Raw genomic sequence first — 23,482 nt, forward strand, 5'->3', positions numbered from 1 at the left:
CCTTCCCCCCACGCCCACCCCGGACGCTGGCCCGCACGGCATCGCCGGATTCCGACTCCTGCCCCGATGGCCCACCCACCCGATCGCGCCGACGCGCCCCCCACCGAACTCGTGCTGAAGACGACCGCGCCGCGCGTACCGGCGCAGTTGCTCGCGCGTGCGCGGCTGAGCCTTGCCGCGCCGGCGTCCGACGCGCGGCCCGTCACGCTCGTGCAGGCGCCGGCCGGCTACGGCAAGACCTCGCTGCTCGCGCAATGGCGGCGCGAATCCCTCGCGCTCGGCCGCGCGGTCGTGTGGCTGTCCGCCGACGAGCGCGACGACGCGCCGCGCCTGCTGCAGGGGCTCGTGCAGGCGGTGCGCACCGGTTGCGCGCGGCCCGGCTTCGGGCGCCTGATTCCGGACGGCGCGGCCCGCGCGCTGGAGGGGCTGACCGCCTGGCTGGCCGAAGTCGCGCAACTGTCGATCGACGCGCTGCTGATCGTCGACGACGCGGAGCGGCTGCCGCCCGCCGGCCTCGACGCGCTGACCTACGTGCTGCACAACGCGCCGCAGAACCTGCGGGTGGTCGTCGCGGCCCGGCGCGGGCTCGATCACGCGGCCGGCGACCTGCTCGCTGGCGGGCAATGCATGCTCGCGGGCCCCGACTGGCTGCGCTTCACGCTCGACGAGACGATCGCGCTGGTCGGCGCGCGCTTTGCGCAGCGGGTCGACGCCGACGCGTGCGCGCGCCTGTTCGAACGCGTCGACGGCTGGCCGCTCGGGCTGCAGCTCGCGATGGCCGCGATGGCGCGCTCGGCCGATCCGCGCCAGGCCGTCGACGCGCTTGCCGCGCGGATGGACGGCACCCGCGACCGGCTCGTCGAGCTGCTGCTCGCGAATTTGTCGGCGGACGACACCGCGTTCCTCACGCGCACGAGCGTCGCCGATCGCCTGCATCCGTCGCTGTGCGCCGCGCTGCTCGACGACGAAAACGCCCCCGACCGGCTCGCGCGGCTCGCGCGCGACACGCCGCTGTTCATCGCGTCCGACGATTCCGACTGGTGCCGGCTGCATCCGCTCGTGCGCGATACGTTGCGCGACCGCCTCGCGGCGAGCCCCGACGCCGAGCGCAGCGCGCTGCACGCACGCGCGGCCGCGTGGCTCGACGCGCATGGGATGACGGAGGAAGCCGCGCGCCACGCGTACGCGGCCGGCCAGTTCGACACGGCATACGCGCTCGCGCAGCGCTGCCTCGAGGACGCGATCAAGCAGGGCCGCATCAACGACGTGCTCGACTGGCTCGCGCTGCTGCCCGATGCGGAACTCGACAAGCGCCCGACGCTGCGGATCGCGGTCGCCTGGGCGCTGGCACTCGGCGAGCGCCATGTCGAGGCGCAGCGCCAGATCGCCGGTATCCTGGCCGATGCCGGCACGCCGGCCGCGATGCGCTACGAATGCGCGCTGATCCTCAGCGCGGCGGCCTATTACGCGGATGAAATCGACCGGTTCGTCGAGCTGTTCGAACCGTGGGCCGACTTCGCGCCGCCCGCGGCGACGTGGCTCGCGCAGATGCACGCGAACCGCCTGTCGGCGCGCGCGATCATCGTCGGCGAACCGGCGCAGGCACGCCGCTTCCAGCAGGCCGCGCCGCGCGGCGAGACGGCGGCCGGATTCGGCTACGTCGCGCGCTGGGGCGAACTGATCACCGGCCTGAGCTACCTGCGCGAAGGCCAGATCCGGCTCGCGGACGACGCGTTGTCGCCGGCACTCGCGCGCGCGGAGGCCGACCTCGGGCGCCGCCATCCGCTGACCTGCATGCTCGCGGCAATGTGCGCGGCGATCGCGTACGAGGCCGATCGCGTCGACCAGGCCGCCGCGCTGCTCGCGAACCGGCTCGACGTGCTCGAGCACGCGGGCACGCCCGACACCGTGTTGCTCGGCTACCGGACGGCCGCGCGCATCGCGCTGCTGCACGGCGTCGAGCATCGCGCGATCGACCTGCTCGAGGCGCTCGACGCGATGGGCGTCGCGCGCCGGCTGCCGCGCCTGTCGGTCGCGAGTCTCGCCGAGCAGGTGCGCATTCACGCGGCCCGCTATCGCGAGGCGACCTGCCATGCGCTCGTGGAACGGATCGATGCGATCGCCGCGGCGGAGTTTCCGTCGCACGGGCCGCTGTGGCGACGCCCCGTCGTGCTGCTGCAGGCGACGGCGCATGCGGGCGCCGCGCTTGCCGCGCGCCGCTGGGACGATGCGTGCGCGGCGCTCGACGAAGCGGCGGTGCTGGCGCGCGAGATGAGCATGGGACGCGAGCGCATCGAGATCATGGCGCTCAGCGCGTTCGCGCTCGAACAGTCCGGACACGGCGGCCGCGCGCTGCTCGACGAGGCGATGAACCTCGCGGACATGTTCGGCCTCACGCGCACGCTCGCCGACGCGCATCCGGCCGTCGCCGACTGGGCGCGCCGCATCGGCGACGAAGCGGCCGCGGGCGACGGTCCCATGCGGCCCGCGCAGCCGCAGCCGCGCATTGTGCCGCCCGCGCCGCGCAGCCCGGCGAGCCCGCGCGCGGTGCCGAGCGTCGTGCTGACGCCGAAGGAACGCGCGATTCTCGAACTGCTCGCGCGCAACCTGTCGAACAAGGAAATCGCGGTGGCGCTCGCCGTCGGCGAGGAAACCGTGAAGTGGCACCTGAAGAACCTGTTCGGCAAGCTCGACGCCAGCTCGCGCAAGCACGCGGTGCGCCGCGCGCTGGTGCTCGGATTGCTCGAAAGCGCGCCTTGAACGCCGTCTGCACGCGTCTGTAGCGGCCTTGCCCCGCCGTTGACGGCAGCGTCGCCGCCGCCCGCCCCCCGATTCTCCGCAACCCTGCCCCCCGCGCATGGGGGGGAGCGGCCGTGCGTCGTTGCGTAACCTTTCCGCACGGCTCGCACCGGCGTCGCCTCACGCGCCTTCCCGCCTGCCTCGATGCTTCCCCCGCTCTACCCGCCCGGGCTCGATCCCGTGCGGTCCATTACGATCCTGGAGACTTCGATGAAGACGAAACTGGCCGCGCTCGCGGCGCTTGCCGGCTGTTCGGCGCTCGCGCATGCGCAATCCTCCGTCACGCTGTACGGCGTGGTCGACACGGGCCTGCTGTACCAGAGCACGTCGGCCGCGTCGTTCGGCCCGAAAGCGCCGAACACTGGCAAGGTGTTCCGCATGAAGGACGGCGGCATCTATTCGAGCTTCTGGGGTATCAAGGGCAGCGAGGACCTGGGCGGCGGCTACAAGGTCAACTTCAAGCTGCAGGGTTCGTTCGACAGCGGCACCGGCAAGATGCAGCTGAGCGACACGCCGGGCGCCGTCGCGATCTTCAACCAGGTGGCGTCGCTCGGCGTGTCGGGGCCGTTCGGCACGTTCACGGCCGGCCGCCAGATCGTGCCGATGATCTACGCGATGGCCGACACCGACGTGCGCAACGCGCAATTCTTCGGCAGCGTGCTGACCGCGTGGCTCGGCCTGAACACCGCGGCCGGCTGGCCGGGAACGAGCACCAACGGCGCGATCGGCGCGCTGTACGACAGCAATGCGCTGGTCTATCAGTCGCCGACGTTCGCGGGCGCGTCGATCGCGCTCGAATACGCACCCGGCGGCGTCGCCGGGCAGTTCCAGGGCGGCACGCGCGAGTCGGTCGTGTTGCGGTACTCGAACTACGGGCTCAATGCGTCGGCGGTCTACTACAACGGTCACGACACGAATCCGGCGCCGGGTGTCGCGCCGACGGGCGTCGACAACAACCGCTTCGTCTACGTCGGCGCGAGATACACGATCCGCGATTTCTCGGTGTCGGCTTCGTACGGCAACGGCCGGAATCCGTCGCATGCGGACAAGGTGAACCTCGACATGCTGTCGGCCGGCGTCGGCTATCGCTTCACGCCCGCGCTGCAGGTCGCCTCCGCCGTGTACTACCTGAAGGACCGCAACCGCGCCGAGAACCGGTCGACGGCCGTCGTGCTCACGGCCGACTACAGCCTGTCGAAGCGGACGATGGTGTATGCGCAGGTCGGTCACGTGAACAACCGCGGCACGATGAACCAGATGCTCGTGTACGGGCAGCCGGTCGCGCCCGGGGTCGGCACGACCGCCGCGATGCTCGGGCTGCGGCACAACTTCTGACGAAGCGGCAACGCGACGCCGCAACGACGCGATGGGCGTGCGGCGGCGCGCGGGCACGGCGCGCGGCCGCCGTCTGCAACGATCGCGGGGATCGGCTACAGTGGGCGTTTTCGGCGCGCCCCGCCCGTCTGTCGAAGTGTTCGTCCCGTCCTGCCGCGGTGTCAGGGGCGGTCGGCGATGCGCGGCAGGACGGCGGAGCGCGGATCCTCCACGTTGACGAGCGAACCTCCATGCCCGATCTGTCCGCCTTCCCGATCACGAAGAAATGGCCTGCCCAGCATCCCGACCGTCTGCAGTTGTACTCGCTGCCGACGCCGAACGGCGTCAAGGTGTCGATCATGCTCGAGGAGACCGGCTTGCCGTACGAGCCGCACCTCGTGCGCTTCGACACCGACGACCAGTTGTCGCCCGAATTCCTGTCGCTGAACCCGAACAACAAGATCCCGGCGATCATCGATCCGAACGGCCCGGACGGCCGGCCGCTGCCGCTGTTCGAATCCGGCGCGATCCTGATCTATCTCGCGGACAAGACGGGCCAACTGATCCCGAAGGATCTCGCGGGCCGCTACGAGACGATCCAGTGGGTGATGTTCCAGATGGGCGGCATCGGCCCGATGTTCGGGCAGGTCGGTTTCTTCCATAAGTTCGCGGGCCGCGATTACGAAGACAAGCGGCCGCGCGACCGCTACGTCGCCGAATCGAAGCGTCTGCTCGCCGTGCTCGACGCGCATCTCGCGAACCGCAAGTGGATCATGGGCGATACGTACACGATCGCCGACATCGCGATCTTCCCGTGGGTGCGTAACCTCGTCGGTTTCTACGAAGCGGGCGACCTGGTCGGCTTCGGCGAATTCAAGCATGTCGCGCGGGCCCTCGATGCGTTCGTCGCGCGTCCGGCCGTCGCGCGCGGGCTCAACATCCCCGCACGCGGCTGAGCCGCGCAGCGGGCGCACCTCGCGGCCCGCGCTCTGCCTGGCCCGCCGCATCGCGCGGCGGGCGATTCTCCCGCTTCCGTCCGGCGTTTCCGTTTCCCGCTCGCTGCGTTCATTCGACGTGACGAATCGGCGGCGCTATTTTTCGGCCGACGTCGACGCCGCTTCCCCCAGTCCCGCCAGCAGCTTTGCCAGCAGCGCTGAAAGCTGCGCCTGCTCCGCCTCCGACAGCGCGGCCAGCATCGCGCGCTGATTGTCGACGTGCGCGACCACCGCATCGTCGATCAGCGCGCGGCCGGCATCGGTCAGCGCGACGAGCGTGCCGCGGCCGTCGGCTGGGTTCGGCCGGCGCTCGACCCATCCGGCCTTCTGCAGCCGGTCGATGCGCGCGGTCATCCCGCCCGACGACATCATCAGCGCGTCGTACAGCGCGGTCGGCGTCAGCGCGAACGGCGCGCCGCTGCGCCGCAGCGTCGCCAGCACGTCGAATTCGCCCGGCTGCATCCCGTAGCGCGCGAACAACGGATTGAGACCGTCGCGTGCGATCACCAGTGCGGCCTCCTGCAGCCGTCCCATCACGAGCATCGACGACGCGTCCAGATCCGGGCGCTCGACGCGCCATTGCGCGAGCGCATGCGCGGCTCGATCCATTAACCCTCCTCGGCTCACCAGTTATCTTGACGTCGAGATAAATCGGCATTTATCTTGATGTCGAGACACTTTACATGAAAACGCGCGGCCCTCCTGACGGAGGTGTCGCGCACCGACACCGAGGGCCGTTCCATGAATCGCTTCGCTTCTCCCGGATGGCGGCTTGCCGCCATCGTGCTGGTCGGACTGAACCTGCGGCCGGCGCTGGCCGCGATCGGTCCGCTGCTCGACATGATCCAGCGCGCGACCGGCATCGGCGACGGCGCGGCGAGCCTGCTGACCACGATCCCGATCCTGCTGATGGGCCTGGGCGCGCTGAGCGCGCGGCGGCTGCAGCGTGCGACGGGAATCGTGGGCGGCGTATGGCTGGGCGTCGCGCTGATCGGCTTCGCCTGCGCGTCGCGCATCGGCGCGCAGCACGCGTGGCTGCTGCTCGCGAGCGCATGCTGCGCGGGCCTCGGGATCGCGATGGTGCAGGCGTTGCTGCCGGGATTCGTGAAGGCGCATTTCGCGACGCGGATCGGCGGCGCGATGGGCGTCTATTCGACGTCGATCATGGGCGGTGCGGTGCTCGCGAGCGTCGTCGCGCCGTTCGCCGCGGCCCGCTGGGGCTGGCTGGTCGCGCTCGCGGGCTGGGCGCTGCCGGCCGCGCTCGCGGCGCTCGCGTGGCCGCTGGCCAGCCGGGGCGGCGACGCGTGGGTGTCCGGGCCGACGTCGGCGTCGATGGTGCAGGCGCGGCCGTCGCGCTCGCCGCGCGCGTGGCGGCTCGCGCTGTTCTTCGGGATCGCGACGGGCGCCTATACCCTCGTGCTGGCATGGCTGCCGCCGTACTACATGCGGCTTGGCTGGTCGCCGACCGCGGCTGGCAGCCTGCTCGGCGGCGTGACGCTCGCCGAAGTCGTCGCGGGGCTCGCGGTCTCGGCGACGATCGACCGCCTGCCCGATCGCCGGCCCGCGCTGCACGCAGCGATCGCGTCGCTGCTCGCGGGGCTGCTGGTGATGCTGGCCGCGCCGCAGGCACTTGCGTTGCCGGCTGCGCTGCTGATGGGTGCCGGTATCGGCGCGCTGTTTCCGTTGTCGCTGATCGTCACGGTCGATCATGCGGCGACACCGGCCGATGCGGCGTCGTTGACGGGGTTCGTGCAGGGCGTCGGCTATCTGATCGCCGGGCTGTTTCCGTTCGCGGCGGGCATCGTGCGCCAGCATCTCGCGGATCTGTCGCCCGCGTGGGTCGCAATGGCTTGCCTGTGCGTCGTGCTGTTCGCGCTGGCGACGGGGTTCGCGCCGCGGTTTGCGCGGCGCGTTGCGCGGGCGTAGCGCGAGCGCAGTGCCTCGCGTTCCCTGCACGCGCAATCAACTGCCGCTCGCATACAGCGTCGAATCCGCGAACCCTTCCGCATCGAGCACGCGCCCGATCAGGATCAGCGCGGTGCGCTCGATCCGCGTGTCCTGCACCTTGCCGACGATGTCGGCCAGCGTGCCGGTCACGCGTTCCTCGTCGGGCCAGCTCGCCCGGTAGATCACCGCGACCGGGCAGGCGGGCCCGTAATGCGGCAGCACTTCGTCGACGATCCGCGCGAGATGCCGCACGCCGAGATGGATCGCGAGCGTCGCGCGATGCGCGGCGAGCGCGCCGAGCGCTTCGCCTTCCGGCATCGTCGTCTTGCCCGCGAAGCGCGTGAGGATCACCGTCTGCGCGACACCCGGCAGCGTCAGCTCGACGCCGAGCGTCGCCGCGCACGCGGCCGTGGCCGTCACGCCGGGCACGATTTCGTACGGAATCCCGAGGGCTTTCAGCCGACGGATCTGTTCGCCGATCGCGCCGTACAGCGACGGATCGCCCGAATGCACGCGCGCGACGTCCTGGCCTTTGGCATGCGCGGCGGCGAGCAGCGCGACGATCGCATCGAGGTCGAGCTCGGCCGTATTGACGACCTGCTCCGCGCGGTGGCCGTCGAGCACGGCCGGCGGCACGAGCGAGCCTGCGTACAGAATCACCGGGCACGTGCGCACGAGACGCTGGCCCTTCACCGTGATCAGCTCCGGGTCGCCGGGGCCCGCGCCGATGAAATACACCGTCATCGAAAAATCTCCGTCAATTCATGGGGCAGCCGGCGCGCGGCGTCACGCGCGCGCGCTCGGGTCGAGCGCATCGAGCAGCGCGGCGGCCGAGTCGAACGTGCGATCGGCGTCGGGCAGCGCCGGCCGGCGCAGCATCACGACCGGCAGCCTGCGTTCGCGTGCGACGTCGAGCTTGGCCTCGGTCGCGGCGCCGCCGCTGTTCTTGCTGACGACGACGTCGATGCCCGCGAGCGCGAACAGCGCGCGCTCGCCGTCGAGCGTGAACGGCCCGCGCGCGGCGAGGACCTGTGCGCGCGCGTTGCCGGGATGCGCATCGAGGCAGCGCACCAGCCAGAACTGGTGCGGCGGAATCTCGTCGAGATGCGCGAGCGGTTCGCGGCCGAGCGTGAACAGCGGCCGCCGGAACGGCGCGAGCGCGGCCTCGATACCGGCCCAGTCGTCGACCATCCGCCAGTCGTCGCCGGGTTGCGGCGCCCACGGCGCGCGGCGCAGCGCCCACAGCGGCACGCCGGCGTCGCGCGCGGCCGCCGCCGCGTTCGCGCTGATTCGTGCGGCATACGGATGCGTCGCGTCGATCACGAGGCCGATGCCGGCGCCACGCAGGTACGCGGCGAGTCCCGCCGCTCCGCCGAAGCCGCCGACGCGCACTTCGCAGCGCAAGTCCTCGGGCACCTTGCCGAGGCCCGCGAGGCTGTAGACCTGTTGCGGGCCGAGTGCGCGCGCGATCTTCAGCGCGTCGCCGGTGCCGCCGAGCAGCAGGATGCGCGCGCTCATCGTGCGCTCCCGACGAAGCGGCCCTGCCGATCGATCGCGAACATTTCTACCGCGACCGATGGCGGCACGATGTCGCGCGCGACCCGCAGCGCATGTGCGCAGACGATGTCGCCGAGCGGCACGCCGTCGGCCTGCGCGAGCTTGAGCGCTTCCTGGCTGGTGTTCGCCGCGCGCATCGCGGCCTGCAGCGCCGCGTTCGCGCCCGCCTCGGCCGCCCACTGCGCAAGCAGCGGCAGGTCGATGCTCGAATGGCGGCTGTGCAGGTCGAGATGGCCCGCCGCGAGCTTGCTGAGCTTGCCGAAGCCGCCGCACATCGACAGGCGCGCGACCGGCGCGCGGCGCAGGTGCTTGAGCACCGCGCCGGCGAAATCGCCCATTTCGATCAGCGCCATGTCGGGCAAGCCGTAGTGCGCGCGCATCGCATCCTCGCTCGCGTTGCCGGTACACGCGGCGATGTGCGCGATCCCGTTCGCGCGGGCGACGTCGATACCCTGGTGGATCGACGCGATGTACGCCGAGCACGAGAACGGCCGCACGATGCCGGTCGTGCCGAGGATCGACAATCCGCCGACGATGCCGAGGCGCGGGTTCATCGTCTTCAGCGCGAGCGCCTCGCCGCCCTCGACGCCGATCGTCACGTCGAAGCCGCCTGCGTAGCCGAATTCTGCAGCGAGCGCGTCGAGGTGCGTGGTCATCATCTGGCGCGGCACCGGATTGATCGCCGGTTCGCCGACCGGCAGCGTGAGTCCGGCGCGCGTGACGGTGCCGACACCCGGCCCCGCGTGAAAGCGCACGCCGGGCGCCGCCGCGAGCGCGACGCGCGCGAAGACCAGCGCGCCGTGCGTGACGTCCGGATCGTCGCCGGCATCCTTGATCGTGCCGGCTTCCGCGCCGTCGGCCGTCGTCCGGCAGAACGCCAGCCGCATCATCACGTGCTGCCCCTTCGGCAGCACGATCTCGACGGCGTCGACCGCGTGCCCCGCCAGCAGCAGGCGCGCGGCGGCGAGCGACGTCGCGGTCGCGCAGCTGCCGGTCGTGTAGCCGAAGCGCAGCGGCGCCGGTTGTTCGGGGGTTTCGTCGCGCATTACGCGGGGTCCGTGAGGTCCGTTGCCGTGACATCGGGTTTGCGCACGTCGTACAGCGTGACGGGCAACGGCTGCCGCCACGTGTCGAAGCGGCCGAGCGGCTCGGCGTGCGCGAGCGACACGCGCGTGAGCGTGCCGCCGTGCATCTCGCGCCACGCGGCGAGCGCGAGCTCGCCCTGCAGCGTGACCGCGTTCGCGACGAGCCGGCCGCCGGGCTTCAGCGCCGACCAGCACGCGTCGAGCACGCCGGGCGCGGTCGCGCCGCCGCCGATGAAGATCGCGTCGGGCGCGGCGAGCCCCGCGAGCGCAGCGGGCGCGCGCCCCGCGACGAGTTGCAGCCCCGGCACGCCGAGCGTGTCGCGGTTGTGCTCGATGAAGCGCTGGCGCTCCGCATGCGACTCGATCGCGATCGCCTGGCACGACGGATGCGCGCGCATCCATTCGATGCCGATCGAGCCGCTGCCCGCGCCGACGTCCCACAGCAATTCGCCGGGTGCGGGCGCGAGGCGTCCGAGCGTCAGCGCGCGCATGTCGCGCTTGGTGAGCTGGCCGTCGTGGCGGTACGCGTCGTCGGGCAGGCCGGGCGTGAGTGCGCGGCGCGGCGCATCGGGGCCGGCCTGGCAGTCGAGCGCGACAAGATTGAGCGCGGCGGTTTCGTCGATGTTCCAGTCTTGCGCGAGACCGTCGATGCGCCGTTCGAGCGGCCCGCCGAGATGTTCGAACACGCTGATGCGCGTCGGGCCGAAGCCGCGCGCAGCGAGTTCGGCGGCGACCGTGGCCGGCGTGCGGCCGTCGGCGCTCAGCACGAACAGGCGCCGGCCCGGCAGCAGATGGCGCGCGAGCGTCGCGAGCGGCCGGCCGACGAGCGACACCGCGCCGACGTCCTGCAATGCCCAGCCGAGCCGCGCGGCCGCCAGCGACAGCGACGACGGCGCGGGCAGCACGCGCCATTCGTCGGGGGATAGTTCGCGCGCGAGCGTCGCGCCGACGCCGAACAGCATCGGGTCGCCGCTCGCCAGCACGCAGACGGGCGAACCGCGTCGCGCGAGCAGGCCCGACAGGTCGAATGGCGACGGCCACGCGGCGCGCTCGGCCCGCAGCCGCGCGGGCAGCATGTCGAGGTGCCGCTTCGCGCCGACGACCCGCGACGCCTCGAGCAGCGCGCGCCGTGCGCTGCGCCCGAGCCCCGCGTAGCCGTCGTCGCCGATGCCCACTACCGTCAGCCACGCCGTCATGCACCCTTCCCCATCGTCCGGTTCCATCGAGTCGCCGCACGGCGCCGGTATGGCGCCGGTGCGGCCGTCCGCATTGCGAAAGTCGGCATGGTACCGTGTTCCACCGCGCGTTTCATCTGCCGGCCCGCCGACGCCGGGCCGCATTTCGCTTCGGCCACGATGCCCGCTCGGCGGTCGCGAAGCGCGGGGGAAATCGGGTATGCTACGGCCGTTCGTTCGCCGGTGCCCTTCGGGGCCGAAGAGGGAACACAGGGCGCGCACCGCGCCGCTGTGGCTGCCCCCGCAACTGTAGACAGCGAGCCGATCTCCCCCTCGTGCCACTGGTTTCACCGGGAAGGCCGGGAGCCGGCGCCGACCTGTCAGCCAGGAGACCTGCCGGCATGAAAGTGCGTGCGTGCCAGTCGGCGTCGGGCGGGGTGTACCGATGCGTTGGCCGCGGCGCGACACTGTCCCGGTATCCCGTTGAGTTCCGCCCCCGATTCCATTCCTGCATCGCCCGTCGTGCGCCCGTCGGCTTGCCCGGGGCTCGTGCGCGTCGTCGCGGCCGCCGACGGCGGGCTGTGCCGGATCAAGCTGCCGGGCGGCCGGCTCGACGCGCGGCAGGCGCGTGCGATCGCCGCGGCCTCGCGCGCCTGCGGCTCCGGCGCGATCGACGCGACCAATCGCGCGAATCTCCAGTTGCGCGGCATCCGCGACGGCGCGGCCGATACGCTGGCCGACGCGTTGCTCGATGCCGGCCTGGGCCCGCGCGCCGGCGATGCCGCCGACGACCGGGCCGCGCTCGCCGCGAGCGACGACGTCCGCAACCTGATGCTCAGCCCGCTCGCGGGGCGCGATCCCGACGCACTGCTCGACAGCCGCGCGCTCGCGCTGCCGTTGCTCGACATGCTGACGCACGAGCCGCGCCGTGGCGAGATGTCGCCGAAATTCTCGATCCAGCTCGACGGCGGCGAATCGGTCGCGGCGCTCGATCATCCGCACGACATCTGGCTCGCCGCGTGGCGTCGCGGCGACGGCGTAGTCCGCATCGCCGCGGGCCTGGCCGGCTGCCCGCCGGTCGCGCCCGGTGATCCGCCGGCCTGGTTCGACGTCGCGCCGGACCAGACCGTCGCGCTCGTTCGCGCACTGCTGCTCGCGTTCCTCGATCTCGCGCCGGCCGACATCACGCGGATGCGCGCGTTGCTCGCAACCGGCGGCGCATGCGCGTTGCGCGAGCGCGCGCAGCATTACGCGCCCTTCCCGCTCGAAGCCGATCCGGCACTGGCCGGCTGGCGGCGCAAGCACGCGGACGCCGCGCTGCGTTTCGGTGCACGGCCGTCGCGCGATGCGGATCGCTGCAGCGTCGGCGCGCAGTTCGTGCTCGGCCGGCTCGACGCAACGCAATTGGAACGGCTTGCGGCACTCGCCGACGCGGAAGGCGACGGCACGCTGTCGATGACCCCGTGGCAAGGCGTGTTCGTGCACGGCGTGCGGCACGAACGCACGCCGGCCGTGCTCGACGCGCTCGCGTCGCTCGGCCTCGTGTGCACGATGTCCGACCCGCTGGCGGCGCTGGTCGCGTGCACCGGCAGCGCGGGCTGCGCGAAGTCGCGTGCCGATACGAAACACGATGCGCTCGCGCTGGCCGCGCGCGTCGGCCATCCGGTCGACGTGCACCTGACCGGCTGCGAGCGCCACTGCGCGCTGCCGCACCCCGCGACGTCCACCCTCGTCGCGGTCGCGCCCGGCCGCTACGACCTTTACCGGCGCGACGCCGCCGCGGGCCTCGGCGCCCCGCTCGCGCGCCATCTGACGATTGACCAGGCCGCGGACCGACTCACGGACGCGCGGCACAGCCAGGACACCACCGATGCTTGACTACATTCGCGACGGGCAGGAAATCTACCGCCAGTCGTTCGCGACGATCCGCGCCGAGGCCGACCTGTCGCAGGTTCCGCCCGATCTCGAGAAGCTCGCGGTGCGCGTGATCCACGCGTGCGGGATGGTCGATGTCGCCTACGACCTGCGCTTCTCGGCCGGCGCCGGCACGGCGGGCCGCGCGGCGCTCGCGGCCGGCGCGCCGATCCTGTGCGACGCGCGGATGGTCGCCGAAGGCATCACGCGCGCGCGGCTGCCGGCCGGCAATCGCGTGATCTGCACGCTCGGCGAACCGGAAGTACCCGACCTGGCGCGGCATCTCGGCAACACGCGCTCGGCCGCGGCGCTCGAACTGTGGCGACCGCATCTGGCCGGCAGCGTCGTCGTGATCGGCAATGCGCCGACCGCGCTGTTCCACCTGCTCGACATGATCGACGCCGGCGCGCCGCGCCCCGCCTTGATCCTCGGCTTTCCGGTCGGCTTCATCGGCGCGGCCGAATCCAAGGCGGCACTCGACGCCGACAGCCGCGGCGTGCCGTACGTCGCGCTGCTCGGCCGGCGCGGCGGCAGCGCGATGGCCGCGGCCGCCGTCAACGCACTCGCGACGGAGGCAGAATGACGGCCCCGCGCGGACGCCTGTTCGGGGTCGGCGTCGGCCCCGGCGACCCCGAACTGATGACGATCAAGGCGCTGCGCGTGCTGCAGGCCGCGCCGGTGGTCGCGTATTTCGTCGCGAAGGGCAAGAAGGGCAATGCCTACGGGATCGTCGAGGCGCATCTGCTCGATGCGCAGACGCAATTGCCGCTCGTCTATCCGGTGACGACCGAGGCGCTGCCGCCGCCGCTCTGCTACGAGACCGTGATCGCCGATTTCTACGACACGGCCGCCGAGATCGTCGCGTCGCATCTCGACGCCGGGCGCGACGTCGCGGTGATCTGCGAAGGCGATCCGTTCTTCTACGGGTCGTACATGTACCTGCACGATCGCCTCGCGCCGCGCTACGACACCGAAGTGATCCCGGGCGTGTGCGCGATGCTCGGCGGCACGGCCGTGCTCGGCCAGCCGCTCGTCTATCGCAACCAGAGCCTGTCGGTGCTGTCCGGCGTGCTGCCGGAGGACGAATTGCGCACGCGGCTCGCGCAGGCCGACGCGGCCGTCGTGATGAAGCTCGGCCGCAACTTCGACAAGGTGCGGCGCGTACTCGACGAACTGGGGCTCGCGAAGCGCGCGCTGTACGTCGAGCGCGCGACGATGGCGGCGCAGCGCATCGTGCCGCTCGACGAAGTCGATCCGATGGCGTCGCCGTACTTCTCGCTGCTCGTCGTGCCGGGGGAAAAATGGCAAGGATGACGACTCCGCCCGCGATCGTGATTCTCGGCGCGGGCGCACTCGAAACCGCGCGGCGTATCCAGGCGCGTTATCCGGGCGCCGTCGTGCACGGGCTCGCGTCGCGCGTCGAGGCCGACGTGCCGTTCGACGAGCTCGGCGCGCACCTGCGCGAGCTTTACGCGCGCGGCCTGCCGATCGTCGCGCTGTGCGCGGCCGGCATTGTGATCCGTTGCGTCGCGCCGGCGCTCGCCGACAAGGGGGGCGAGCCGCCGGTGCTCGCGGTCGCGGAAGACGGTTCGGCCGTCGTGCCGCTGCTCGGCGGGCTGACGGGCGTCAACCTGATCGCGCGCGAAATCGCCGAATGCCTCGGCGTCGCGCCCGCGATCACGACGAGCGGCGAGCTGCGCTTCGGCGCGTGCGTGCTCAACCCGCCCGACGGCTATGCGCTCGCCGATCTCCAGCAAGGCAAGCGTTTCGTGTCCGACCTGCTCGCGGGTGCGGCCACGCGCGTCGACGGCGCGGCGCCGTGGCTCGACGACGTCGCGCTGCCGCGCGACGATGCGGCCGCGCATGCGATCCGCGTGACGCCCGATGCGTGGCGCGGCGCGCGCGACGAACTCGTGATCCATCCGCGCAGCGTGGTGGTCGCCATCGAGGCGCGCGGCGTGCGGGCCGATGCGTCGTCATCGCTTGCCGAGCGCATCGACGCGCTGCTCGATACGCACGGTCTCGCGCGGCTGGCGCTCGCCGCACTCGTCGCGCCGGCGTCGTTGCTCGGCGATACGCGGGTCGAAGCGGCGGCACGGACGCTGGGCGTGCCGCTGCGCTTCGCCGATGTCGAACGCGACGAAGATGCCGATGCCGCTGCCCTGCTGGGTTCGACGTTGCGCATGGCGCACACACTGCGCGCAACGTCCGACGGCCTCGCGTGCGCGGTCGCGACGCAACCCGTCGATCCCGCGACGCTCGGCCGTGCACGCGGCCGCCTGACGGTGCTCGGCCTCGGCCCGGGCGATGCGGCATGGCTCACGCCCGCCGCGCGCACCGCGCTCGCGCAAGCCACCGACATCCTCGGCTATACGACCTACGTGACGATGGCCGGCCCGTTCCGCGCGGACCAGCGTGTCCACGGCACCGATAATCGCGAGGAAATGCAGCGCGCGCGCCATGCGTTCGAACTGGCGGCCGAAGGCCGGCGCGTCGCGGTCGTCTCGTCGGGTGATCCGGGTGTGTTCGCGATGGCCGCGGCCGTGCTCGAAGCGCTCGACGAAGCGCGCGATCCAAGATGGGCCGCGGTCGAACTTCGCATCGAACCCGGCGTATCGGCATCGCTCGCGACCGCCGCGCAGGCCGGCGCGCCGCTCGGCCACGATTTCTGCGCGATCTCGCTGTCGGACAACCTGAAGCCGTGGGACGTGATCGAGACGCGCCTGCGGCACGCGGCGCAAGCCGATCTCGTGATGGCGTTCTACAACCCGATCTCGCGTGCCCGGCCGTGGCAGCTCGACCGTGCGCTCGATGCGGTGCGCGCGCATCGTGCGGCCGATACGGTCGTCGTGCTCGGCCGCGACATCGGCCGGCCCGGCGCGACGCTCACGACGACGACGCTCGGCGCGCTGCGCAGCGATCAGGTGGACATGCGCACGATGGTGATCGTCGGTTCGTCGACGACGCGGCGTTTCGCGATCGGCGACGGGCGTGAGTGGGTCTACACGCCGCGCTGGTATCGTTGAACGTCGCGGCGCCACGCGCGGCTGACCATCCGATCGATATCGGTCGGAAAAATCGCCCGCTTCGCGTTTCGATATGCGATCGAATCGGCAAGATCGTTACGTATCGGGAATCGAATAACGAAAAGAACACCTAAGTATTCACGATTCGGCGCGAATCCTCCAAGATGAGCACGCCGCCGGCCGGGCATACCCAATCGCCCGCCCGGCGGCGATACGCGGGCCAGCGTATCCCTCTTCCACTTGGAGAACACAATGAACAACAACGTGTTGCCGCGATTCAACCCGCGCGCGCTCGCCGCGGGCTGCCTGCTCGCCGTGGCGAGCGTGTCCCACGGCGCCGGCGTCTATGCGCCCTTCGTCGACGTGACGCTCTACCCGACGCCGCTCGTTGACCGGATCGGCGTCCAGCAAGGCATCCAGCAATTCACGCTCGCGTTCGTGGTCGCGGGCAGCGGCTGCGTGCCGTCCTGGGGCGGCGTGCAGCCGATCGGCAACGGCGCGAGCGGCGACCTGCTCGCGTCGCTGTCGACGTCGATCGCGAGCTATCGCGCGAAAGGCGGCGAGATTGCCGTCTCGTTCGGCGGCGCGAACGGCACGCCGCTGATGCAGGCATGCTCGAGCGTCCCCGCGCTGAAGACGGCCTATCAGACCGTGATCGACACCTACGGCCTCACGCACGTCGACTTCGACATCGAGGGCGCATCGCAGCAGGACAGCGCCGCCGTCGCCCGCAACTTCCAGGCCGTCGCGCAACTGCAGTCCGACTACGCGGCGAAAGGCAAGCCGCTGCACGTCACGCTGACGCTGCCGACGATGCCGACCGGGCTCACGCAGGATGGTGTGAACGTCGTCAACGCGGCCATCGCGAACAAGGTTGCGTTCGACGCGGTGAACCTGATGACGATGGACTACGGCCCCGCGAACATCGACATGGGCGCGGCCGCGATCAGCGCCGCGCAGGCGCTTTATTCGCAGCTCGATACGGCGTTCAAGTCGGCGGGCCAGCCGAAAACGGGCGCGCAGCTGTGGCAGATGGTGGGCGTCACGCCGATGATCGGGATGAACGACGTGCAGGGCGAAACCTTCACGCTCGCGAATGCGCAGAGCGTGTTGAATGCGGCGATCGGCAACGGCTACGGTTTCTTCGGCAACTGGTCGGTCGGCCGCGATCAGCCTTGCCCGAACAACGGCGCATATGTGGCGCCGACCTGCTCGGGTATCGCGCAGCAGCCATACGCGTTCGCATCGATCTTCCGCAAACTCGACGGCAAGTGGGGCACGGGCGTCACGCAGGATCCGAACTACGGCGGCGGCTCGAACGGCGGAACGCCGCAACCCGGCGCGCCCTGGTCGGCCGGCCAGGTCTATACGGCCGGCGCGACGGTGACCTACCAGGGCACGACGTACCAGGCGCAATGGTGGACACAGGGCGACGTGCCCGGCCAGGCGGCGGTATGGAAGCCGGTCGGCGGCGGCACGCCCGTGTGGTCGGCAACGACCGCGTACCAGGGCGGCACGTGCGTCACGTACCAGGGCGCGAAATACTGCGCGAAATGGTGGACGCAGGGCGACAACCCGAGCGCGGGCGGCGTGTGGGTGAAGTCGTGACGGCGCGGCGCACCGGCGCGTGACGCGCCACGGCCGTTCGTCGCCGCGCATCGGGGCGAACGGCCGCCGAAGCAAGCGCCGCCGCCCTGCTTCGCAGGGTTTTGCTAGCCGCGCCCCTGCTCGGCCAGCAGCCGCGACTTGGCGTCGACCAGCAGCGCCGCATGCGTGTCGCGATGCTGGCGGATCCGCTCGGTCGGCCCGACGATCGACAGCCCGTACCAGTCGCCGTCGAGCGTCAGCGCGACCGCGATCGCCGACAGCTCCGGCGCGCTCTCGCCGAGGTTCTCGGCCCAGCCGAGTTCGCGAAACCGCGCGGTTTGCGCGACGAGCGCCGGCAGGTCGGCCACCGTCGCATCGGTGAAGCGTTCGAACGACAACTGCGCGCCGAGCGCCTGCTGCGCGTCGCTCGCGAGCGACGCGAAGATCGCCTTGCCGATCGAGTTCGCATGCAGCGGCCGCAGCTCGCCCGGCTGTCGCGTGTAGCGGATCGCCTGCTCGGATTCGACGACGTCGAGATACGTGACCGACGCGCCCTGGATCTTGCCGAGCACGGCCGTCTCGTGGCTCGCGTCGCGCAGCGCGACGAGATGCGGATGCACGATGTCGACGACGGGATCGGTCGCGTCGATCGCGGCGGCGATCGTCTGCAGGCGCCGCGTGGGATAGTAGCCGCCGCGCTTGCGCACCTCGTACAGATAGCCGCGGCTCACGAGCGTGCGCGCCATCGCCAGGCAGCTCGACGCGGGCACGTTGAGCAGGCGCGCGAGTTCGGTGAGCGGCAGCGGCCGCCGTTCGGCGGCGAACAGCTCGAACAGGTCGAGCGTGCGGGCAACGAGTTTGACGTCCATGACGAGCGCTTGATTCGGAACGGGAAACCGCGCGCCGGGCGGGCCGCCGCGCGTCAGTACGACTTCGGCAGCCCGAGCACCTTCTCCGCGATGTAGCACAGGATCAGTTGCGGACTCACGGGCGCGAGCCTCGGAATCATACACTCGCGCAGATAGCGCTCGACGTGGTATTCCTTCGCATAGCCCATCCCGCCGTGCGTCGCGATCGCCGTCTGGCACGCCTGGAACGCGGCTTCCGCGCCGAGGTACTTCGCGGCGTTCGCCTCCGCGCCGCACGGCTGCCCCGCGTCGTAGCGCGTCGCGGCCTTCATCACCATCAGCCACGCGGCTTCGAGCTGCATCCAGGCCTGCGCGAGCGGATGCTGGATCGACTGGTTCTGCCCGATCGGCCGGCCGAATACGACGCGTTCGCACGCATACTGCGTCGCGCGGCGCAGCGCGGCCTGCCCGAGGCCGATCGCCTCGGCGGCGATCAGGATCCGTTCGGGGTTCAGCCCGTGCAGCAGGTAGCGGAAGCCGTCGCCCTCGTTGCCGATCAGGTCGTCGCGCGGCACGCGCAGGTCGTCGATGAACAGCATGTTCGAATCGACGGCCTTGCGGCCCATTTTCTCGATCTCGCGCACCTCGACGCGCGAACGGTCGAGGTCGGTGTAGAACAGGCTCAAGCCATCGGTCGGCTTCGCGATCTGGTCGAGCGGCGTCGTGCGCGCGATGATCAGCATCTTGTTCGCGACCTGCGCGGTCGAGATCCAGATCTTGCGGCCGCTCAGCACGTAATGGTCGCCGTCGCGACGCGCCTGCGTGGTGAGGTGCGTCGTGTCGAGGCCGGCATCGGGCTCGGTCACCGCGAAGCAGGCCTTGTCACGGCCGGCGATCAGCGGCGGCAGGAAGCGCGCCTTCTGCGCGTCGTTGCCAAACACCTGCACCGGGTTCAGCCCGAAGATGTTCATGTGGACGGCCGATGCGCCCGACAGGCCGGCGCCCGACGCGCTGATCGTGCGCATCATCAGCGCGGCCTCGGTCATCCCGAGCCCGGCGCCGCCGTGGGCCGGGTCCATCGCGATGCCGAGCCAGCCGGCCTCGGCGAGCGCCGCGTGAAAGTCGGACGGAAACCCGCCCGCGCGATCGCGTTCGAGCCAGTAGTCGTCGCCGAAGCGTTCGCAGATTTTCTCGATCGCGCTTTCGATCGCGCGCTGATCGTCGGTCAGGTCGAACTGCATCGATTGCCCTCCAGGAAAACGTGAACGGCCGCGCCGATCCATGCAGGCATGAGGTGTCTCCTCTTGCAACGGCGCGTGTCGGGTGCGGCGCGGCGTGATGTGCGAAGGGGCGCGGGCGGCGCCGGCCGCGATGCGGGTCAGTTGCGACGCGGGCCGTCGTCGTCGCGTGCGTCGTCGGCGAACACCTGCGCCGCGTGTTCGTTCAGCGCGGGCGGCGGCCGCCGGTACGTGGCCGGCGTGCGGCCGAGCTTGATCGGCGACGCGATGCCGCGATGCCGGCCCAGTTCGACCTTCATCCGCCGATGCGCGACGTGCGGATGGTCGAGCGCCGCATCGAGCGCGAGCACGGGCGCGCACGGCACGCCACGGCGCATCAACTGCTCGGCGAGTGCCGCGCCGTCGTGCGCGGCCAGCGCCGTTTCGAGCAGTGCGCGCAGTGCGGCGCGGTTCGCGCTGCGCGCGCGGTTGTCGACGAAGCGCGGATCGTCGGGCCAGTCGCGCGTGCCGAGCACGTCGCACAGCGCGGCGAACTGCCCGTTGTTGCCGACCGCGAGAAAGATGTCGACGCTCGCGGTTGGAAAGCTGTCGTAAGGCGTGATGTTCGGATGCGCGTTGCCGGTTCGCGCCGGCGCCTTGCCCGAATGGAAGAAGTTCGGCGTATGCGGATGCAGGATCGACAGCGCGCAGTCGAACAGCGTCGATTCGACGAATTGGCCGCGCCCGCTCGCATCGCGTTCGCGCAGCGCAATCAGCACGCCGAGCGCCGCGTTCAGCCCGGTGACGAGATCGACGATCGGCACGCCGACGCGCAGCGGCGCGCCGCCGGCCTCGCCATTCACGCTCATCAGCCCGGCCAGCGCCTGGACGGCCGCATCGTAACCGGGCAGCCCGCCGAGCGGGCCGTCCGCGCCGAAGCCCGACACGCGGCAATGGACGAGACGCGGAAAACGCGCGTGCAGCGTCTCGAAGCCGAGGCCCCAGCGCTCCATCGTGCCGATCTTGAAGTTTTCGACCAGCGCGTCGGCGTGCTCGAGCAGGCCGAGCAGGCGCTCGCGATCCTCAGGCTTCGTCAGGTCGAGCGCGATGCCGAGCTTGTTGCGGTTCACGCCGAGGAAATACGACGCTGTGTCACCGTCGAACGGCGGCCCCCAGGTGCGCGTCTCGTCGCCCGACGGCGGTTCGACCTTGATCACTTCCGCGCCATGGTCGGCGAGAATCTGCGTCGCGTACGGGCCGCCCAGCACCCGCGACAGATCGATGATGCGCAACCCCGCCAACGCGCCCTGCTGTTCCAGTTCCGCCATGCGTCTCGCTCCTGCTTCCGGTTGATCGGACCGCCGGTTCCGCCGTGCCGACAGGCGGCGACACGCTTTCCCGGACTCGAATGATAATTCGTGTATGTGAATTTATATTCACACTCGGGAATTTCGTTGTCAAGCCGGGCATGCCCCCGGCAGCCGGGCGGAGAACGCGGTCGCCCGCAAGTGGGGACGACACCGAACGCCGGCCGGTTGCGGCGCCGGGCCGCGGTTCGCTAAGCTGGCGGAGAGTGCTCACTGAAGACAGGCGGACCTTTCATGAAACACATGCTGCTCGCGGCCATCGTGCTGGCGTCGACGCTGGGCGTCGCCCGTGCGCAAACCCAGACTTACCAGTTTGGCGAAGGACAATCACAGCCGCGGGCCGCCGCGCCGACGGCACGGCCCGCGCCCACGCGCCCGCACGTGAACCCGCCCCCGCATCAGCACCGGCGCGCCATCCACAAGCGGCGCCATGGGCGGTCCGGGAAACCCGCGCGCACGGGGTTCTACACGCACGCGTGACGCGATGCGCGGTGCGCGCGACAACGCACGGAACTGTCACGAACGCCCGGTATGATCGGCGCGGCGGCTTGCATGCCGTCGTGCCCGACGATCGGGCGACAGGCCGGCAACGCCGGTCGACGACCATTTCCCTCCACGATTCAGCACCTGTTTTGCCGAACATGAATACCGGGCCGGATACCGTCGCGAGCATCAAGGAACGCGCCACGATCGTGTGCCGCCAGCGCAGCAGCGTGCTGCTGGTCGCCCGTACCGCGGCGCGCTGGTCGCTGCCGGGCGGCACGATCCGGCGCGGCGAGACGCCGCTCGAGGCCGCGCAGCGGGAGCTGGCGGAGGAAACGCGGCTGGAGGGGCTCGCACTCGACTATGCGGTGCAGTTCGGCGGCCTCACGAAGCTTCATCACGTGTTCGTGGCCGACGTGCCGAAACACCTGACGCCGCGCGCGAGCAACGAGATCGCGCGCTGCAAGTGGTTCGACGTCGAACGGCTCGAGACGCTGCGCGCGAGCGTGCCGACCCGCAAGATCATCGAACTGCTGCACCTCGACCGCTTTCCCGCGCACGCGGACTGGCCGCTCCGCTCGCGCTGAACCGGCCCGCGCGGGTCACCCGCGCAGCAACGGACCGGCCTTGCGCTCGAGCAGTGCGACGAGTTCGGGCTGCATGTATGCGTAGCGGTCGGGAATGTCGAGGCAGACGATCTTCTTGTGCTTCAGCCGGATGCCGAATCGGGCGGACAGCTTCGCCTTGTGCGCCCGCTCCATCACGAACACGATCTCGGCCCATTCGAGTTGCTCGGCGGATAAGCGCGTCTGCGCGTCGGGCGCGAGGCCCGCGGAGTCGGTTTCGACACCCGGCCACGCGGCGAACACCGCCTCGGCCGTCGGGCTGCGCAGCCGGTTGCGGCTGCAGATGAACAGGGCCCGTGTCATGCCGGTGCGCGGCGGCCGGATGGTCCGCTCAACCGTTCAACCCTGCGGAATCGTGCCGGGCCGCACGTAGGCCAGCATGTGCGGCACGTAGTCGGCCTTGCCGAGCTCGACGCCGTGATGGCGCAGGATCGCGTACGCGGCGATCGCGTGAAAGTAGAACTGCGGCAGCGCCCAGTCGCGCGCGTACTGTTCGCCCGTCATGTCGAACGCGATGCCGTTCGGCAGTTCGAGCGCGATCGGCAACGCGGCGCCGCCGTCGAGTGCGTCCGGCGCGAGTTCGCCGAGGAATGCGATCGTGCCGGCGACGATGCCTTGCGCGTCGCTCAGCGTGCCGGGCTGCGCGTCGGCATGCCAGCCGGCCTCCCGCAACGCCAGCAGCGCGTCCGGCAACGGTTCGCCGCGCAGACGGTAGACCGGTTCCATCGCCTGGAAACAGGAAAATCGCACCTGGGCGGCGAGCGGATACATGTCGGGCGCCAGCTTGAGCGTCAGCAACGCATCGGGCGCGTTGCCCTCGGCCTGCCGATGCGCGGCGGCCTTGTCGAGCCACGCGGATTGCGCGCGCAGCATCTGGGTGAAGGTCGGAACGAGAAGTTGGGTCGGTGACATCCATGCTCTCCGATGAGGCGTTCGCGCCACGATATCAATGTCGGCGCGAATCCGTATTCTGCCGTAGCCGAAGTTTCGACGCGAAACCGGTGACGTATCGCATGACCGACGCCCGGCGCCGGAAGTGTCACGGTTTGCCGTGGCGTGCCAGGAAGCGATCGAATTGCGACGCGAACGCCTTGCCGTCGCGCACGCTGAACGGGGCCGGGCCGCCCGTATCGATGCCCGCGCTGCGCAGTTGCTCCATCATCGCGCGAGTCGACAGCCGTTCCTCGATGTTCTCGCGGCTGAACCAGTTGCCGCGCGGGTCGAGCGCATGCGCGCCCTTGTCGAGGACCGCAGCGGCCAGCGGGATGTCGGCCGTGATCACGAGATCGCCGGCTTCCGCGAGTTCGACGATCCGCGCATCGGCCACGTCGAAGCCTGCCGGCACCTGCAGCGCCTTGATGAACGGCGACGGCGGCGTGCGCAGGAACTGGTTCGCGACCAGCGTCACGCAGATCTCGGCACGACGCGCGGCGCGAAACAGCATGTCCTTGATGACGGCGGGACACGCGTCGGCATCGACGAGTACTTGCATGGCAGGCATTCCGGTGGGTAGAAACGGCGATCATAGCGCAGCGCCGGCGC

At 70.9% G+C, this 23,482-nt stretch carries 22 protein-coding genes and 1 riboswitch; of the genes, 11 read left to right on the forward strand and 11 right to left on the reverse strand.

What is annotated here, in order from left to right; all coding sequences use genetic code 11:
* Positions 1 to 66: 66 nt before the first annotated feature.
* From WS87_RS09575 to WS87_RS09585, 3 genes are all read left to right on the forward strand, one after another.
* Positions 67 to 2,760, forward strand: a complete 2,694-nt coding sequence (locus WS87_RS09575) for a LuxR C-terminal-related transcriptional regulator (RefSeq protein WP_059818244.1) — start codon at positions 67 to 69, stop codon at positions 2,758 to 2,760.
* 249 nt (positions 2,761 to 3,009) lie between these two features.
* Positions 3,010 to 4,134, forward strand: a complete 1,125-nt coding sequence (locus tag WS87_RS09580) for a porin (protein WP_059449705.1) — start codon at positions 3,010 to 3,012, stop codon at positions 4,132 to 4,134.
* A 230-nt stretch (positions 4,135 to 4,364) separates the two neighbouring features.
* Entirely contained in the window at positions 4,365 to 5,069 is a 705-nt protein-coding gene (locus WS87_RS09585; RefSeq protein ID WP_059818242.1) for a glutathione S-transferase N-terminal domain-containing protein, read from the forward strand.
* A gap of 135 nt (positions 5,070 to 5,204) precedes the next feature.
* On the opposite strand, the gene WS87_RS09590 is transcribed toward WS87_RS09585, so the two are convergent.
* Positions 5,205 to 5,717: a MarR family winged helix-turn-helix transcriptional regulator gene (locus WS87_RS09590; protein ID WP_059818240.1), complete on the reverse strand. Its 513-nt coding sequence runs from the start codon at positions 5,715 to 5,717 to the stop codon at positions 5,205 to 5,207.
* Positions 5,718 to 5,849: 132 nt separating this feature from the next.
* Between WS87_RS09590 and WS87_RS09595 the strand changes: the two genes are divergently transcribed.
* On the forward strand, positions 5,850 to 7,034 hold the full coding sequence (locus tag WS87_RS09595) for an MFS transporter (protein ID WP_059818297.1): 1,185 nt from the start codon (positions 5,850 to 5,852) through the stop codon (positions 7,032 to 7,034).
* Positions 7,035 to 7,070: 36 nt separating this feature from the next.
* On the opposite strand, the gene cobM is transcribed toward WS87_RS09595, so the two are convergent.
* The 4 genes from cobM to WS87_RS09615 are packed head-to-tail and all read right to left on the reverse strand — an operon-like array spanning position 7,071 to position 10,893.
* On the reverse strand, positions 7,071 to 7,799 hold the full coding sequence (gene cobM / locus WS87_RS09600; RefSeq protein ID WP_059818239.1) for a precorrin-4 C(11)-methyltransferase: 729 nt from the start codon (positions 7,797 to 7,799) through the stop codon (positions 7,071 to 7,073).
* A gap of 42 nt (positions 7,800 to 7,841) precedes the next feature.
* Complete coding sequence (locus WS87_RS09605) at positions 7,842 to 8,573, reverse strand: cobalt-precorrin-6A reductase (protein WP_059818237.1); 732 nt, start codon at positions 8,571 to 8,573, stop codon at positions 7,842 to 7,844.
* Positions 8,570 to 9,658, reverse strand: a complete 1,089-nt coding sequence (locus WS87_RS09610) for a cobalt-precorrin-5B (C(1))-methyltransferase (protein WP_059691711.1) — start codon at positions 9,656 to 9,658, stop codon at positions 8,570 to 8,572. Before WS87_RS09610 ends, WS87_RS09605 begins: the two co-directional genes overlap by 4 nt.
* Complete coding sequence (locus tag WS87_RS09615) at positions 9,658 to 10,893, reverse strand: bifunctional cobalt-precorrin-7 (C(5))-methyltransferase/cobalt-precorrin-6B (C(15))-methyltransferase (protein ID WP_059818295.1); 1,236 nt, start codon at positions 10,891 to 10,893, stop codon at positions 9,658 to 9,660. Before WS87_RS09615 ends, WS87_RS09610 begins: the two co-directional genes overlap by 1 nt.
* 203 nt (positions 10,894 to 11,096) lie before the next feature.
* Positions 11,097 to 11,287: riboswitch (cobalamin riboswitch) on the forward strand.
* A 107-nt stretch (positions 11,288 to 11,394) separates the two neighbouring features.
* On the opposite strand from WS87_RS09615, the gene cobG reads away from it, so the two are divergent.
* The 5 genes from cobG (at position 11,395) to WS87_RS09640 (ending at position 17,420) form a co-directional block, all read left to right on the forward strand.
* A complete protein-coding gene (cobG, locus tag WS87_RS09620) occupies positions 11,395 to 12,750 on the forward strand; it encodes a precorrin-3B synthase (protein WP_059818235.1) in 1,356 nt (451 codons plus the stop codon).
* The gene (locus tag WS87_RS09625) at positions 12,743 to 13,369 is read left to right on the forward strand and encodes a precorrin-8X methylmutase (RefSeq protein ID WP_059537435.1); all 627 of its coding nucleotides are present in this window, start codon (positions 12,743 to 12,745) and stop codon (positions 13,367 to 13,369) included. Before cobG ends, WS87_RS09625 begins: the two co-directional genes overlap by 8 nt.
* Complete coding sequence (locus tag WS87_RS09630; RefSeq protein ID WP_059502040.1) at positions 13,366 to 14,100, forward strand: precorrin-2 C(20)-methyltransferase; 735 nt, start codon at positions 13,366 to 13,368, stop codon at positions 14,098 to 14,100. The genes WS87_RS09625 and WS87_RS09630 overlap by 4 nt, the downstream gene beginning before the upstream one ends.
* Entirely contained in the window at positions 14,097 to 15,812 is a 1,716-nt protein-coding gene (cobJ, locus tag WS87_RS09635) for a precorrin-3B C(17)-methyltransferase (RefSeq protein ID WP_059818233.1), read from the forward strand. Before WS87_RS09630 ends, cobJ begins: the two co-directional genes overlap by 4 nt.
* A 252-nt stretch (positions 15,813 to 16,064) precedes the next feature.
* Positions 16,065 to 17,420 (forward strand): chitinase, encoded by a 1,356-nt coding sequence (locus WS87_RS09640; protein ID WP_059818232.1) that lies wholly within the window; start codon positions 16,065 to 16,067, stop codon positions 17,418 to 17,420.
* Positions 17,421 to 17,524: 104 nt separating this feature from the next.
* Here the strand turns inward: WS87_RS09640 and WS87_RS09645 are convergent, their stop codons facing one another.
* The 3 genes from WS87_RS09645 to WS87_RS09655 form a co-directional block, all read right to left on the reverse strand.
* Positions 17,525 to 18,268, reverse strand: coding sequence for an IclR family transcriptional regulator (locus WS87_RS09645; RefSeq protein ID WP_059818230.1), 744 nt, complete (start codon positions 18,266 to 18,268; stop codon positions 17,525 to 17,527).
* Positions 18,269 to 18,321: 53 nt separating this feature from the next.
* Positions 18,322 to 19,488: an acyl-CoA dehydrogenase family protein gene (locus tag WS87_RS09650; RefSeq protein WP_059818228.1), complete on the reverse strand. Its 1,167-nt coding sequence runs from the start codon at positions 19,486 to 19,488 to the stop codon at positions 18,322 to 18,324.
* Between the two features lie 137 nt (positions 19,489 to 19,625).
* Positions 19,626 to 20,792: a CaiB/BaiF CoA transferase family protein gene (locus tag WS87_RS09655; RefSeq protein ID WP_059818226.1), complete on the reverse strand. Its 1,167-nt coding sequence runs from the start codon at positions 20,790 to 20,792 to the stop codon at positions 19,626 to 19,628.
* A 273-nt stretch (positions 20,793 to 21,065) separates the two neighbouring features.
* Here WS87_RS09655 and WS87_RS09660 point away from each other — a divergent pair, with 273 nt between their 5' ends.
* Both WS87_RS09660 and WS87_RS09665 read left to right on the forward strand, forming a co-directional pair.
* Positions 21,066 to 21,311, forward strand: a complete 246-nt coding sequence (locus tag WS87_RS09660; protein ID WP_059524371.1) for a hypothetical protein — start codon at positions 21,066 to 21,068, stop codon at positions 21,309 to 21,311.
* Positions 21,312 to 21,472: 161 nt separating this feature from the next.
* Entirely contained in the window at positions 21,473 to 21,901 is a 429-nt protein-coding gene (locus WS87_RS09665; RefSeq protein ID WP_059818224.1) for an NUDIX hydrolase, read from the forward strand.
* 15 nt (positions 21,902 to 21,916) lie between these two features.
* On the opposite strand, the gene WS87_RS09670 is transcribed toward WS87_RS09665, so the two are convergent.
* The 3 genes from WS87_RS09670 to WS87_RS09680 all read right to left on the reverse strand — a co-directional run bounded on the left by WS87_RS09670 (position 21,917) and on the right by WS87_RS09680 (position 23,432).
* Positions 21,917 to 22,243 (reverse strand): low molecular weight protein tyrosine phosphatase family protein, encoded by a 327-nt coding sequence (locus tag WS87_RS09670; protein ID WP_059524375.1) that lies wholly within the window; start codon positions 22,241 to 22,243, stop codon positions 21,917 to 21,919.
* Between the two features lie 36 nt (positions 22,244 to 22,279).
* Positions 22,280 to 22,852: a DUF1993 domain-containing protein gene (locus WS87_RS09675; RefSeq protein ID WP_059524377.1), complete on the reverse strand. Its 573-nt coding sequence runs from the start codon at positions 22,850 to 22,852 to the stop codon at positions 22,280 to 22,282.
* 127 nt (positions 22,853 to 22,979) lie between these two features.
* On the reverse strand, positions 22,980 to 23,432 hold the full coding sequence (locus WS87_RS09680) for a YaiI/YqxD family protein (RefSeq protein ID WP_059524379.1): 453 nt from the start codon (positions 23,430 to 23,432) through the stop codon (positions 22,980 to 22,982).
* Positions 23,433 to 23,482: the final 50 nt, after the last annotated feature.

Origin of the sequence: Burkholderia sp. MSMB0856, assembly GCF_001524645.2 — a bacterium.
Taxonomy (GTDB): domain Bacteria; phylum Pseudomonadota; class Gammaproteobacteria; order Burkholderiales; family Burkholderiaceae; genus Burkholderia; species Burkholderia diffusa.